General features: G+C 30.9%; 9 protein-coding genes and 1 tRNA gene. 6 read left to right on the forward strand and 4 right to left on the reverse strand.

The genetic code is table 11. From position 1 onward, the window contains the following. The first annotated feature begins 21 nt into the window (after positions 1-21). Positions 22-2,343, forward strand: a complete 2,322-nt coding sequence (locus ACTTBK_RS06945; protein WP_440619309.1) for a TRAP transporter permease — start codon at positions 22-24, stop codon at positions 2,341-2,343. Between the two features lies 1 nt (position 2,344). On the opposite strand, the gene ACTTBK_RS06950 is transcribed toward ACTTBK_RS06945, so the two are convergent. Then, positions 2,345-2,770: a PaaI family thioesterase gene (locus ACTTBK_RS06950; protein WP_440619311.1), complete on the reverse strand. Its 426-nt coding sequence runs from the start codon at positions 2,768-2,770 to the stop codon at positions 2,345-2,347. 117 nt (positions 2,771-2,887) lie between these two features. Then, positions 2,888-2,964: transfer RNA gene (locus ACTTBK_RS06955), tRNA-Arg, on the reverse strand. Between the two features lie 148 nt (positions 2,965-3,112). Here ACTTBK_RS06955 and aceE point away from each other — a divergent pair. The 3 genes from aceE to ACTTBK_RS06970 are packed head-to-tail and all read left to right on the forward strand — an operon-like array spanning position 3,113 to position 8,313. Continuing rightward, positions 3,113-6,154 carry a pyruvate dehydrogenase (acetyl-transferring), homodimeric type gene (aceE, locus tag ACTTBK_RS06960; RefSeq protein WP_440619312.1) on the forward strand — a complete coding sequence of 1,014 codons (3,042 nt, stop codon included), beginning with the start codon at positions 3,113-3,115 and terminating at the stop codon, positions 6,152-6,154. Continuing rightward, positions 6,154-7,416: a 2-oxo acid dehydrogenase subunit E2 gene (locus tag ACTTBK_RS06965; protein WP_440619314.1), complete on the forward strand. Its 1,263-nt coding sequence runs from the start codon at positions 6,154-6,156 to the stop codon at positions 7,414-7,416. Before aceE ends, ACTTBK_RS06965 begins: the two co-directional genes overlap by 1 nt. A 6-nt stretch (positions 7,417-7,422) precedes the next feature. Continuing rightward, positions 7,423-8,313, forward strand: coding sequence for a DMT family transporter (locus ACTTBK_RS06970; RefSeq protein WP_440619316.1), 891 nt, complete (start codon positions 7,423-7,425; stop codon positions 8,311-8,313). On the opposite strand, the gene ACTTBK_RS06975 is transcribed toward ACTTBK_RS06970, so the two are convergent. Continuing rightward, entirely contained in the window at positions 8,310-9,074 is a 765-nt protein-coding gene (locus ACTTBK_RS06975; protein WP_440619318.1) for an undecaprenyl-diphosphate phosphatase, read from the reverse strand. The two genes, ACTTBK_RS06970 and ACTTBK_RS06975, sit on opposite strands and share 4 nt — an antisense overlap. 182 nt (positions 9,075-9,256) lie before the next feature. Between ACTTBK_RS06975 and ACTTBK_RS06980 the strand changes: the two genes are divergently transcribed. Continuing rightward, positions 9,257-10,696 carry an NAD(P)-dependent oxidoreductase gene (locus ACTTBK_RS06980; RefSeq protein WP_440619319.1) on the forward strand — a complete coding sequence of 480 codons (1,440 nt, stop codon included), beginning with the start codon at positions 9,257-9,259 and terminating at the stop codon, positions 10,694-10,696. After that, the gene (gltB, locus tag ACTTBK_RS06985; RefSeq protein WP_440619320.1) at positions 10,696-15,201 is read left to right on the forward strand and encodes a glutamate synthase large subunit; all 4,506 of its coding nucleotides are present in this window, start codon (positions 10,696-10,698) and stop codon (positions 15,199-15,201) included. Before ACTTBK_RS06980 ends, gltB begins: the two co-directional genes overlap by 1 nt. Here the strand turns inward: gltB and ACTTBK_RS06990 are convergent. Then, positions 15,194-15,940, reverse strand: coding sequence for a serine aminopeptidase domain-containing protein (locus tag ACTTBK_RS06990; protein ID WP_440619321.1), 747 nt, complete (start codon positions 15,938-15,940; stop codon positions 15,194-15,196). The two genes, gltB and ACTTBK_RS06990, sit on opposite strands and share 8 nt — an antisense overlap. Positions 15,941-15,977 lie beyond the last annotated feature (37 nt).

The following is a 15,977-nucleotide window of genomic DNA, read 5'->3' on the forward strand; positions in this document are numbered from 1 at the left end:
TTTATGGTATGAATATTTCTTATGAGTGATTCAATTAGTGCCAATATAAAAAATAAAATAAGCGAAGATTTATCACCAACTAGAAACATTACTGGATTTCATTTAAAGGTAGTATCTGCAATAGCTATCATTTGGTCCTTATTTCAACTTTGGTACGCATCACCATTTCCATTTATGTTGAATATTGGAATGTTCAAAGGTTTACCGGCTAGAGCAATACATTTAGGATTTGCATTAACTTTAGCATTTTTAATTTACCCGGTAGCAAAAGGAAAAAAAATTTCATTTTTTGATATTATTATAAGTTTTGTGGGCGCTTTTTCTTGTCTCTATATTTATTTTTTTTATGATCAATTAGTAGAGAGGGGTGGTGTTCTTTTAAGTTTGAAAATCACTGATACATTTAATTTTCCAGTAGAATTAATTTTAGGAGGATGTGGTATTTTAATTCTTTTAGAGGCCACACGAAGAGCAATTGGATTACCTTTGGTAATCATTGCAACTTGTTTTTTATTATTTTCATATTTTGGAAGGTATGCTCCAGAAATAATATCTCATGGAGGCTTATCTTTAAATAGATTGGTAGGATTTCAATGGTTGGATCAAGAGGCAATATTTGGAATCCCTATTGGGGTTTCCGTAGATTTTATTTTTCTGTTCGTTTTATTTGGTGCCTTACTTGAAACGGCAGGTGGTGGTAAATATTTTTTAGATTTAGCTTTTGCGATGGTTGGTAAAATGAGAGGTGGACCAGCCAAAGCCGCAATTCTAGGTTCAGGAATGACTGGCTTAATTTCAGGATCATCAATTGCTAATACCGTAACTACTGGAACATTTACTATTCCAATAATGAAAAAAACAGGTTTCTCTAAAGAAAAGGCAGGTGCAATTGAGGTTTCATCATCTGTAAATGGACAAATAATGCCGCCTGTGATGGGTGCCGCAGCATTTGTAATGGCAAGTTTTATTGGGGTTACTTATTTTGAAATAGTTAAACATGCTTTTTTACCTGCAATTATTTCTTATATTGCTCTATTTTACATATCTCACCTAGAAGCTCTAAAATTAAATCTGAAAGGAATGGACGATGCCGATGTTCCTAATTTGAAAAAAACATTTTTATCTGGAATTCACTTTTTAATTCCTATTTTTGTTTTAATTTATACTCTTGTTTATTTAAGGTTTACTGCTTCGTATTCAATTTTTTATGCAACAATTACTTTAATTTTAGTAAATCTAATTAACTTAATTATTAAAAATAATTACTCTAAAGATTCTTTTAAAGAATGGTTTAATCAAACAATCGTTGGTTTTGAAAAAGGGGCATTGAATATGGTAGCAGTTGGTATAGCAATTGCTACAGCTGGTATCATAGTAGGTGCAGTTGGCTCAACAGGCTTAAGTACAAACTTAATTATTGTTATCGAATCTATTGCTAAAGATAACGTCACAATACTATTATTTTTAACAATAATTTTATGTTTGTTGTTAGGAATGGGTTTACCAACTACAGCAAACTATGTTGTGGTTGCATCTTTGATGGCAACTGTTTTAGTTGATGTTGGAAATGCATCTGGGTTTATTTTTCCACTGATAGCAGTTCATTTATTTGTTTTTTACTTTGGACTGATGGCAGATGTAACGCCACCAGTAGGACTAGCTTCTTATGCAGCTGCGGGAATATCAGGAGGAGATCCATTAAGAACTGGGGTTCAAGCTTTCTGGTATAGTTTAAGAACAGGAATATTGCCGATAGTATTTTTATTTAATCATGAACTTTTACTTATTGGTATTGAGAATATTTGGCATGGACTAGTTGTTATTATAACTTCATTAATTGGAATCTTAGTTTTTACATCAGCGACACAAGGATGGTTTGTAAATAAACTTAAATGGTACGAAATTATTATTTTTTTAATCATTTCTATTTCTTTGTTGTCTCCAGATTTTGTTTTAAATAAATTTTATCCAAAATATAATTATGAAGAAATTGGTAAAATAAATTCATTAAAATTAGATTCAGAAAAAGAAATTCAAATTAAAATAACGAGACCTAGTTTATATGGAGAAAGATATAAGCTTTTTGTAATATCAAAAAATACATTTGAGGATCATTTTACTCTAGAGGATTATGGGATTATTTTATTAGAGCAGGATGAAAAAATAATAGTTGATAATTTAAAATGGAATGGAGAAGCAAAAAAAAATGGTTTTGAAATGGGAGATTATATCAGTGAATTCAAAATTGAAAATTCTGATAGACCATCGAAAAATATAGTTTATCCAATTGCTTTAATTTTATTAGTTATTTGTGGATATTTTAATATCAGAAGAAAGGAATGAATTAACCACCTGGACCTAAGTTTGAAGGTTTAACTTTTAAAATTTTCCAAACTCCAGTTGCTGATGTTATAATTTTATTGTTACATTTAAGCTCACAAAATAAAAATATTAATGTATTTGTTTTTTTTAATATTTTTGTGTGGCCAATAATTTCATCACCAACTTTTGAGGCACCAATAAATTTAATATCTAACGAAATTGTTACACATGGAGCATTACCAGCAGATCTGTGAGCTGCAGTTCCAGCACCAGCATCTATTAATGCTGATAGATAGCCTCCATGAGTTATTCCTGCAGCATTTAAGTGATTTTCATTTATAGTAGATTTAAATTCATATTCAGTTTCAGAGATGTTTCTAAACAAAACACCTCCATTATGTTTCATGAACCCTGGGGTTAGACTTATTTGCTCAAACTCATTACTCATAAAATTTACAATACAATTGTTAATAGCAATAATAACAATGTAATAATTATAAAAAAGTAAATTACAGATTTTTGTAAAGATGCTTTTAAAAGCCAATCAATCATTTTTATCCTTTTTTGGTGGACCGCCCAGAACTCGAATCTGGAATTTCCCGGTTCGTAGCCGAGCGCCTTATCCAATTTGGCCAGCGGTCCAAAATTAATTTTTATTAAAGATACTGTATTTTATGGTTTTATTAACAAATTTTGTTCAATTAAAACACAGCTTTGCATAAAAAGATTAATTAATGTGATAAAATAACATAAAAATATATTTTATTTGAGTGTATAAGCCTTTTAAATAATGAGCGAAAAATTACTTGTTCCTGACATTGGTGATTTTGAGAATGTTGAGGTAATAGAATTACTTGTAAAGCCTGGAGATACAATCAAGGAAAATGATCCAATAGTTACAATTGAAAGTGATAAATCTAGTGTTGAAATTCCATCAACTATTTCAGGAAAAATTGACACTATTAATGTAAAAGTAGGTGATAAAGTTTCAAAAGGTGATTTACTTTTAAGTTTAAGCAATTCAACCAAAAGTCTTCAAGAGAGCAATCTTCCTAAAGATACAGAAAATATTATTAAACAAGCTGAGGAAGCTATGGCTGCAAATAAAGAGGAGCAGGTGAATGTACCCGAGCCAATTAAAGAAAAAAAACAACCTATAATTCAAGTTACAAATGGATTAGATGCAGATCCTTTAGAAACTAAAGATTGGCTAGAATCTTTATCTGCAGTAATTTCAAAAGATGGAAATCAAAGGGCTCATTTTTTAATTAAGGAATTAATTAACAAAGCTTACCGTGAAGGAGCAAATATTCCTTACACCCAAAATACTCCATATATAAATACTATTCCTCCTGAGGCTGAAATAAAATCAAATGGAGATCAAAATATTGAAAGAAGAATAAGATCTCTGATCAGATGGAATGCAGCCGCAATGGTCGTAAGAGCTAACAAAAAATTTCCAGAATTAGGAGGACATATAGGAACCTTTGCATCTGCTGCAACTTTATATGATGTTGGAATGAATCATTTTTGGAGAGCAAAAAATAATAAATTTGGAGGTGATCTAGTATATTTCCAAGGACACAGTGCACCTGGAATGTATGCTAGAGCATTTTTAGAGGGTAGATTAACTGAGAAACAATTAGATAGTTTTAGACAGGAAGTAAAACCTGGAGGATTATCTTCATACCCTCACCCTTGGCTAATGCCAAATTTTTGGCAATTTCCGACAGTTTCGATGGGGTTAGGACCAATGCTTGCAATTTATCAAGCAAGATACATGAAATATTTAATCAATAGAGGATTGATTAAAGATGAGGGACGAAAGGTCTGGGCTTTTTTAGGAGATGGTGAAATGGATGAACCAGAATCCATGGGTGCAATTGGATTAGCAGCTAGAGAAAAACTAGATAATTTAATTTTTGTAATTAATTGTAATCTCCAAAGACTTGATGGACCTGTAAGAGGAAATGGAAAAATTATACAAGAACTTGAAGGTAGCTTCAGAGGCGCTGGATGGAATGTAATAAAAGTTATTTGGGGTTCATACTGGGACTCATTATTAGCTAATGACAAAACTGGTCAATTAGTAAAAATTATGAATGAAACTGTAGATGGTGAATACCAAGCTATGAAAGCAAGAGATGGCGCATATGTGCGAGAAAAGTTTTTTGGAAAAAATCCAGATACTTTAGAGATGGTTTCATCTATGTCAGATAAAGATATTTGGAGATTAAATCGAGGAGGACACGATCCTCATAAGGTATACGCAGCTTATGATAAAGCAATTAAAAACCAAGGAAGTCCAACAGTTATTATTGCAAAAACAATCAAGGGATATGGAATGGGAAAAACAGGTGAAAGTGTGAACACTACTCACCAAACAAAAAAATTAGATGTGGATGATCTTATGTATTATAGAGATCGTTTTGACGTTCCTCTAACTGATGAACAAGTTAGAAATATAGAATACTTTAGGCCTGATGAGAAATCTCCAGAGATTAGATACATAAAAGAAAGAAGGCTTAAACTGGGAGGTTATTTACCAGAGAGATCAACCTTTGCAAAACCTATTAAAGCACCATCAAAAGATATTTTTGATTTTATGAAAGTTTCAACTGGTGAAAAAGAAATGTCTACCACAATGGCGCTGGTCAGAATGTTAACTAATTTGTTAAGAGATAAAAATATTTCACCTAGATTAGTTCCAATTATCCCAGATGAAGCAAGAACATTTGGCATGGAAGGATTTTTTCAAAAAATTGGAATATACGCTCATGAAGGGCAGAAATATGAGCCTGAGGATGCTGCACAACTAAGTTCTTATAGAGAAGATAAAAGTGGACAGGTACTTGAAGAAGGAATTAATGAGGCGGGAGCGATGTCTTCTTGGATAGCAGCTGCAACTGCTTATACAAATCATGATATTGAAATGATTCCAATATACATTTTTTATTCTATGTTTGGATTTCAAAGAATTGGAGATTTAGCTTGGGCTGCTGGTGATAGCCAAGCTAGAGGTTTTTTAGTTGGTGCAACAGCCGGAAGAACAACATTAGCAGGTGAAGGGTTACAACATCAAGATGGACATAGTCATTTGATTGCATCAACAATTCCTAATTGTGTAACTTATGATCCTACATTTCACTATGAATTAGCAACTATTTTTAGAGAGGGTCTAAGAAGAATGCATGAGAAGAAAGAAAATGTTTTTTATTATATTACAACAATGAACGAAAATTATTCACATCCTGAAATGCCTAAGGATAAAAATTGTGAAGAGGGAATTCTTAAAGGAATGTATAAGATAAAGGAATTTAACAAATATAAAAAAACAAAACTTCAACTTTTAGGCTCAGGAACGATATTAAGAGAGATGATGTCAGCAGCTGAAATTTTACAAAACGACTATCAAATTGATAGTGAAATATGGAGTGTTACAAGCTTTAATGAGTTAAGAAAAGATGGGATGGAAGTTGAAAGATATAACCTTCTAAATCCGGACAAAACTCCTAAAAAATCATATGTAGAGCAATGTCTTGGAAGTACGGAAGGACCAATTATGGCAGCATCTGATTATATGAGAATGAACTCTGATCAAATAAGACCTTACACAAACAATAAGAGCTTTTATTCTCTAGGTGCAGATGGTTTTGGAAGAAGTGACACTAGAAAAAATTTAAGAAAATTCTTTGAGGTAGATAAAGAGCATTTAGTAGCTTATGGATTAAGCATTTTAGCAAAAGAACAATTGATAGCTTCAAAATATGCAAAAGATGCTATGAAAAAATACAAAATTGATGGCGATAAACCTATGCCAACAAAATTATAATGTCAGACATTGAAATTAAGGTACCAAATATAGGAGATTTTAAAAATGTTGAGGTTATTGAGGTATTAGTAAAAAAAGGCCAATCAATTAAAAAAAATGACCCTTTAATTACAATAGAAAGTGATAAGTCTAGCGTAGAAATACCATCTAGTTTTGAAGGTAAAATTTCTAAATTAAATATAAAAGTTGGAGATAAAGTATCTGAAGGAGATTTAATTTTAACTTTAGAAAAGTCATCACAGATAAATCAAAAAGTTGAACAGAAGCCAATAATAGAAAAAGAGTTTAAAAGAATTGAAGTAATAGAACCTGAAGTTCAACAAGAAACTAAAGTTTTAAATAATATATCTAACATTTCATCAGCAAGCCCAAAAGCCAGAAAATTTGCTAGAGAACTAGGTGTGGATATAAACAAAGTTTTAGGAAGCGAGAGAGATGGAAGAGTAGTTGAAGACGATATAAAAAAATTTGTAGCATTAAGATCAAACAATAAAGCTGAAGTTATTGAGGAAAAAAAATCAAACAAAATTAAAAATGAATTTGAGCATTCAGATTTTGGTGAAATAGAGACAAAAGATATACCGCGAGTAAAAAAATTATCATCAAAGTATTTAACAAATTCATGGACCACCATACCTCATGTTACAAATCATGATGAGGCTGATATTACAGAAATGGAAAGCTTCAGAAATTCTTTAACTGATATTTATACGGGAGAAAAAATTAAAATTACTCCTTTAGCATTTATTGTAAAAGCTTTAGTTGCTTCGTTAAAAAAATTTCCAAGTTTTAATTCCTCGATTGATGAAATTGAAACAGGCAAAATGACAATAAAAAAATATTACCATATAGGTATAGCTGTAGACACTCCAAATGGATTAATGGTTCCAAAAATTAGAAACGCTAATAATAAAAAAATCTCTCATATTAGTAGAGAGTTAAGAGAGGTAAGTGAGCTTTGTAGAAATTTAAAAATAGACAAAAAAGAATTGTTTGGTGGTTCGATGACCATTACTAGTTTGGGTGGAATAGGTGGGTCATTTTTTACACCAATAATAAATTATCCTGAAGTAGCAATTTTAGGAGTAGGTAGGTCAGAGAAAAAACAAATTTATATAAATGGAAAGTTTCAAATTAGAACAATGCTACCGATTTCTTTATCTTATGATCATAGAATTATTGATGGTGCTGAGGCCGCAAGATTTAACAATGACCTTAAAGAAAATCTAGGCAAAAATTTTGCTTATAAGCTAGCTGTATAATCTAAAATGTCCAAACCCATTTCCCTATTTAGTGCCTTGTTATGTACTTTTATATGGGGCACAACTTTTATTGCTCAAGATACAGGCATGGACAATATTGGTCCTTTCACATTTAATGCTGTTAGATTTTTTGTTGGTTTTTTAGCTATTACCCCACTCATAATTTTATTTGAATTAAAAAATTTTAAACCAGAATTAAAAACAGATAAAAAAACATTTGTAATTTATGTGTCTTTAATAGGATTGTCCTTATTTTTAGGTTCTGCATTACAACAGGTTGCTTTGCTCTATACAGATGTTGCAAATGCAGCCTTTTTTACGATCTTTTATGTACCTATGGTGCCTATCATAATTTATTTGTTTGGAAAAAAATCAATTCATTGGAGTGTATGGCCTTCAGTAATTTTATGTTTAATTGGAGGATATTTATTAACAAATTTTTATGATGCAACTGTTAGGTTGGGAGATACTCTAGTTGTACTAGGAGCTTTATTTTGGAGCACACATATTATATTTACTGGAATTATTATTTCTAAATACAATCTTCCACTTACAATTGGAGCAATTCAAGCTTTAATCGTAGCTATTTTATCTTTTTTCATCGGAATTCTTTATGAAGAATTTGTTTGGAACAACATTCTAATGGAAATATATTCTATATTATATGCTGGAATATTATCTGGAGGATTTGCATTTGTATTACAAATTTATGCACAAAAAAATATTACACCTGCACCAGCAGCAATTATTTTCTCTCTTGAGGGTGTATTTGCAACTGTAGCTGCATGGTTTATTTTAAATCAAGTATTAGATATAAATAATATACTTGGATGTTTTTTTATTTTGTGTGGTGTTTTATTATCACAATTACTCCCACTCATAAAAAAAAAAATTTAATAAATTAAACCGAACAATACTAAAGCAATTATTATTCTATAAATTACAAATGCATTCATAGAAAACTTATTTATAAAAATTAAAAAATATTTAACTGTTAAAAAAGAAAGAATAAAAGAAGATATAATTGCAATTATTACTAAATAATTAAATTCTGTCGGTTGATTAAAAATATCTTTTAAACTAAGTACACTTGCACCAGCTAATGCTGGGATAGATAGTAAAAAAGATATTTTACTCGAATCTACTCTATTAAATTTTAAAATCCTCGCAGCCGTTATTGTAATACCTGCTCTGCTTACTCCAGGTATCAATGATAAAATTTGCATTATTCCTATAAATAGAATTGATTGAATATTTAAATTTGTAGAAATTTTTTTATCAAAACGACTTTTGTCAGATAAATATAAAACAATCGCAAATATTAAAGTTGTCCATGCAATTGTTTCAATGTTTCGTAAACTATAAATTAGCCCTGTGGTATACAAAAAATACCCAAAGATTATTAATGGAATAGATCCAATAACAATTAAACTTATTAGTCTTTTATTTTTATTTATGTTTAACAACTCTTCTTTAAAGTAATAAACTATTGCAAAAAGAGATCCTAGATGAAGGCTTATATCAATTAGTAATGAGCTAGATTTAAATTCATATAAGCTTGAAACTAAAATTAAATGTGCAGAAGAACTTATCGGAAGAAATTCTGAAACCCCTTGAATTGCTGAAAGGATTAAAACTTCTATAATATTCTGAAACATAATTTCTTCGTAGCTTATAAAGCTTATATTTCAAACAATACGATTTGATCATAGTAGCTATGCATTTATTAGAAACCTGTTTATTTATAACAAAAATGAGATATTAAAGGTCAATAAATATGACCTATTTAATGCTTTATTATATAAAATCATTATATAATTTGCCAAAAATTATATTTTTTATGACTGACAAAATGTTAAAATTTGTGAAGATAGGTCAACAAACTCCACCTAAAAGAGAAGTTGATCAAAGAAAAAAGGATTTTAACGAGATATATGACGAATATATGAATGAAAAAGCTAAAGAACAATCAAGCAGATGTTCTCAATGTGGAGTTCCTTTCTGTCAAGTTCATTGTCCTTTGAGTAATAATATTCCTGATTGGCTAAAGTTAACTGCTGAAGGAAGATTAAAAGAAGCATATGAGCTTTCCCAAAGCACTAACAATATGCCTGAGGTTTGTGGAAGAATCTGTCCGCAAGATAGATTATGCGAGGGGAATTGTGTAATTGAACAGTCTGGTCATGGAACAGTTACAATTGGTTCCGTTGAAAAATATATAACAGATAACGCCTGGGAACAAGGTTGGGTTAAACCAATTGAAGTTACAAATGAAAAAAATCAAAGTGTTGGAATTATAGGAGCTGGTCCTGCTGGATTAGCGGCAGCAGAACAGTTAAGAAAAAATGGGTATAAAATTACAGTTTACGATCGTTATGATAGAGCTGGAGGATTGTTAATATATGGAATTCCAAATTTTAAATTAGAAAAAGAAATAGTTGAAAGACGAACAAAGCTTTTAAGAGATGGTGGAATAGAATTCATACAAAATTTTGAAGTTGGCAAGGATGCAAGTTTAGAGCAATTAAGAAAAAAACATGATGCAATATTAATTGCAACAGGAGTTTACAAAGCAAGAGAAGTTAATTTACCAGGTAATGATTTAGATAATATTTTTCCAGCAATGGATTTTCTTACAGCATCAAATAAGAAAGGATTGGGCGATGACGTTGAATTATTTGACAAGGGAATTCTAAATGCTGAGGGAAAAGATGTTGTTGTAATTGGCGGAGGTGATACAGCAATGGATTGTGTGAGAACTTCAGTTAGACAAAAAGCAAAATCAGTAAAATGCTTATACAGAAGAGATAAAGAAAATATGCCTGGTTCAGCAAGAGAAGTTGCAAATGCTGAAGAAGAGGGTGTTGAATTTGTATGGTTATCTAGTCCTAAAGAATTTAAAGGAACTAATAAGATAGAAAATTTAATTGTAGATCAAATAAAGTTAGGTGAACCAGATGAAACTGGCAGAAGAAAACCTGAAGTACAAGAAGGATCAAGTTATGAAATAAAAGCAGATATGGTTATTAAAGCTCTTGGATTTGATCCAGAGGATTTACCTAATTTATTTGATAGCAATGAACTTCAAGTTACAAAATGGGGAACAATAAAAACAGATTTTGATACTATGGAAACTAATCTAAGTGGTGTTTTTGCTGCTGGGGATATTGTTAGAGGAGCTTCATTAGTTGTTTGGGCAATTAAAGATGGGAGAGACGCAGCAGATTCTATAAAAAATTATTTAGAAACAAAATCCAAAAATGAGAAAAAAGTTGCTTAATGAAAACTTATAAAAAAAATTTTGATCTACTTAAGAAAAACAATGTCTATTCTGAAGATATGGAGCATGATGCTTGTGGAGTAGGTTTGATAGCCTCAACAGAGGGGAAAAAATCCAGGAATGTGGTTGAATATGGAATTGAAGCTTTAAAGGCTGTTTGGCATAGGGGTGCGGTAGATGCTGATGGGAAAACAGGAGATGGAGCTGGAATTCACGTAGAAATTCCAAAAGATTTTTTTATTGAAAAAATTGAAGTTACTGGACACACGCACGATAATTCTGAAATCTGCGTAGGAATGATTTTTCTTCCACGTAATGACTATGCAGCACAAGAGAGCTGCAAAACAATTGTTGAAAGCGAATTAACGAAAAATGATTTTAATATTTATGGCTGGAGACAAGTTCCTGTTAATCCAAAGGTTTTAGGTGAAAAAGCTTTTCAAACTATGCCTGAAATTATTCAGGTACTTTTCAAACCTCATAATAAAGAACTTACCAATAAAGATCTGGAGAGAAGAATTTATGAGACAAGAAGAAAAATCGAAAACGAAGCTTTTAAAAAATCATTAAATAATTTTTATATTTGTTCGTTAAGTTCAAAGTCAATTATTTACAAAGGAATGTTTTTAGCCGAAGCAATTTCAGAATTTTATCTAGACTTAAATGATGAAAGATTTGTATCAAGATACGCAATATTTCATCAGCGGTTTTCAACCAACACAGCTCCAAGTTGGAATCTTGCCCAACCATTTAGAGCAATTGCACATAATGGAGAAATTAACACTTATAGAGGAAATAAAAATTGGATGAAAGTTCATGAGCAAGAAATGAATAGTCCACTATTTGATGATATAGAAAATCTTAAGCCAGTTATTCAACAAGGAGCCTCAGATTCTGCAGCTTTAGATAATGTTTTCGAATTATTAAACATTTCAGGTCAACCTGCGCCATTAGCTAAATTAATGTTAGTTCCTGATGCATGGTCTAAGAAGAATAAGACTTTGCCAAAAGATCATCAGCAATTATTTAATTTTTTAAATAGCACAATGGAACCTTGGGATGGACCTGCCGCTATAGCTGGAACTGATAATGAGTGGGTTATTGCAGCAAACGATAGAAATGGATTAAGACCTCTAAGATATGCAATCACAAAGGATAAGTTATTGTTTGCAGGCTCAGAAACTGGGATGATCGAGCTAAATGAAAAAAGAATTTTATCAAAAGGAAGATTAGGTCCTGGAGAAATTATAGGAGTAAGAATAGAAAAAGGTAAAGTATTTACTAATAAACAAATTAAGGATTACTTAGCAAAAGAGTATAAACATTTTAATTCACAAATTATTGATTTAGATGACAAGCTAACGATTGAGAATGAAAAAAATTCTTTTTCAGGAGATGATTTAAGAAGAAGACAGTATACTTTTGGAATTAGTTTAGAAGATCTTGAATTAATTTTACACCCTATGGCTGAGGATGCAAAAGAGGCTACAGGGTCTATGGGCGATGACACCCCTTTAGCTGTGCTCTCAGATAAATATAGACCTCTATATCATTTTTTTAGACAAAATTTTAGCCAAGTTACAAATCCACCAATAGACTCTTTGAGAGAAAACAAAGTGATGAGTTTAAAAACAAGATTTGGAAATTTAGGCAATATTCTAGATTTTGATAATTTAACAAAACAGAATATTTATGTTCTTAACAGCCCAATTTTATCTAATTCTCAGTTTGAAAAATTCATCAATTTTTTTGGAAATAATTCAACAATAATTGATTGTACCTTTGAAGAAAATAATAGTTTATACGAAGCTATTAAAAAAATTCAAAAAGATGCAGAAATTGCTGTTAGACAGGGTGTTACACAATTAATTCTTAGCGATAAAGATTTATCAATATCAAAACTTCCAATTCCAATGCTGCTTGCAGTTGGTGCAATCAACTCGTTTTTAATTGAGAAAAAATTAAGAGGCTATGTGTCAATCAATATCCAATCTGGAGAAGCATTAGATACACACTCTTTTGCAACTTTAATTGGTGTTGGAGCAACAACAGTAAATCCTTATTTGGCGTTCGACAGTTTATATCAAAGATTTGAAAAAAAATTATTTGGAAAGTTTAGTTTTGAAGAATGTGTTGAAAGATACATTAAATCTGTAAATGCAGGTTTATTAAAAATCATGTCTAAGATGGGCATCTCTGTTTTAAGTTCTTACAGAGGTGGATGCAATTTTGAGACTGTTGGATTAAGCAGAACTATTGTTTCAGATTATTTTCCAGGAGTTGTGTCTAAAATTTCTGGTATTGGACTTACTGGAATCGAAAAAAAAATTAGAGCAATTCATAAAGAAGCATTTGAAAGCACAGATACAATTCTTCCTATTGGAGGTATTTATAGATATAGAAAAAATGGAGAAACACACCAATATCAAGGGAAACTTATACATTTACTTCAAAGTGCAGTTGGTTCTAATTCTTATGACGCTTATAAAAGATATGTAGAAGGTATTTATAATTTACCACCAATAAATTTAAGGGACTTAATTGATTTCAGAGAAAAAAAATTAAAGGGATCAATAGATATTTCACAAGTAGAACCAATAGAAAATATTTTAAAAAGATTTGGAAGTGGAAGCATGTCTCATGGCGCTTTGTCTAAAGAGGCGCATGAAACTTTAGCTACAGGCATGAATAGAATTAAAGGAGCTTCTTGTAGTGGTGAAGGTGGTGAAGATGAAAAAAGATTTAAAGTGTTAGATAACGGAGATAGTGCAAACTCAAGAGTAAAGCAAATAGCTTCAGCAAGATTTGGTGTAACAGTTAATTATTTAAACAATTGCAATGAGATTGAAATAAAAATTGCACAAGGTGCAAAGCCAGGAGAAGGTGGACAACTCCCAGGTTTCAAAGTTACTGATGAAATAGCAAGGTTAAGACACTCAACGCCTGGAGTAACACTAATTTCTCCTCCACCACACCACGATATTTATTCAATTGAAGATCTTGCGCAGCTTATTTATGATTTAAAACAGATTAATCCAAAAGCAAGAATTGGAGTAAAACTAGTTGCTTCCTCAGGAGTTGGGACTATTGCTGCAGGAGTTGCTAAAGCAAAAGCAGACATAATATTAATTTCAGGACATAACGGTGGAACCGGAGCTACCCCGCAAACAAGTGTAAAATATGTAGGTATTCCATGGGAGATGGGACTAACAGAGGCTAATCAGGTTTTAACATTAAATAATCTTAGACACACAGTTACACTTAGAACTGATGGTGGGATTAAAACAGGTAGAGATGTCGTTATAGCAGCCATGATGGGAGCAGAAGAGTATGGAGTTGCAACAACGGCTCTAGTTGCAATGGGATGCATAATGGTAAGACAATGTCATTCGAATACATGTCCCGTTGGTGTCTGTACTCAAGATGAAAAATTAAGAGAAAAATTTACTGGAACACCAGATAAGGTTGTTAATCTATTTACGTTTATAGCAACTGAGGTTAGAGAAATTTTAGCTAAATTAGGTTTTAAATCATTAAACGATATTATTGGTAGAACTGACTTACTTAGACAAGTTAGTAAGGGTTCAGATAATTTAGATGATTTAGATTTAAATCCTTTGTTTGTTCAAGCAGATACTGGGAACAATACTAGATACTGTGAAAACCAAGAAATTAATTCAGTGCCAGATACTCTAGACCAAGAGATATGGCCAGAGATTGAAAAGGCTTTAGATAATTCTGAAAAAATTGAAAAAGAATATTTAATTAAAAATACTCATAGAGCAGTTGGGACAAGAATTTCTCATCATTTATATAAAAAATATGGCTATGAAAAACTTGATGATAATTTTTTAATATTAAACTTTAAAGGATCAGCTGGCCAATCTTTTGGAGCCTTTTCATCCAAAGGTTTGAAGTTGGTATTAAAAGGTGATGCAAATGATTATGTTGGCAAAGGTCTTTCAGGAGCTACAATTTCTATAAGACTACCAGAGGAAAGTAACTTAGTTTCAAATGAAAATACTATCTTAGGAAATACAGTTCTATACGGAGCAACATCTGGAAAACTTTTTGCAGCCGGCCAGGCTGGTGAAAGATTCTCTGTAAGAAATTCAGGTGCAGTTACAGTTATTGAGGGATGTGACTCGAATGGTTGTGAGTATATGACTGGTGGAACTGTGGTAATTCTTGGAGATGTTGGAGATAACTTTGCTGCTGGTATGACAGGTGGTATGGCATTTATCTATGACAAATCACAAGAATTTGAAAAAAAAGTAAACCCAGAGTCAGTAGTTTGGCAGAATGTTGAAACAGATTATTGGAAAGAAAGTTTAAAAAATTTAATCAAAGAACACCATGAAGAGACAGGATCTTTGTTATCTAAAGAAATAATTGAAAATTATGATAATGAAATTAATAATTTCATTCAGGTTTGTCCTAAAGAAATGTTAGATAAACTGAAAAACCCTATCAGTTTAAAAAAAGTTATAAAAGAAGTTAGTTAATTAATAATTTTAATTCTTTTAAGATTATATTAAGCCATTTCTTATTTGATAAGCTATGGTCACCCTTTTTTATAATGATCAATTTCTTTTTTGCTTTTGGAAACAGTTTTAAAACTTTTCTAGAATAACTTACCGGTACAGCTTCATCATATTCACCATGCACCATGGTAACATTAATTTTTGAATTTATTTTTTTATTTAAAACTCTATTTTTTCTTCCATCTTTTATAAGCTGATAAGTGATTGGATACTCATAATTCCCATGTTTTAGTTGATATATACCTTTTTGGATTGTTTGTTGCTTTATTTTTTTGGAGAATTTTTTCCACATCAAATTTTCTAAAAACTCAGGTGCTGACCCAATTCCTAAAAATCCCATAATTTGTTTTTTAAATATTTTGAATTGTCTTAAAGCAATCCAAGCACCCATACTTGAACCAATGACATAAAAATTATTATTTTTTATATATTTACTTATCAATATAGAAGTTTCTTTAGTCCATTTTGAAATATTTCCATTTGTAAATTTACCTGTAGATTTTCCATGACCTGAATATTCTAAAGCAAGAAAACTTATTTTATTTTTTTTTGCAAATTTTAAAAAAGCTTCTGGCTTTTTTCCATCAAGATTTGACATAAATCCATGTAAAAAAACTATGAATGGAGAATTTTTATAAATTTTACAAATATGTCTAATTTTCTTAGACTTTGAAATTGTGTGGTATCTGAAATTTGCCATAATCGTTTATAAGAATTGCTAATTAATATATAATCAT

It is taken from the genome of Candidatus Pelagibacter sp. HIMB1493 (genome assembly GCF_052047995.1).
Lineage (GTDB): Bacteria > Pseudomonadota > Alphaproteobacteria > Pelagibacterales > Pelagibacteraceae > Pelagibacter.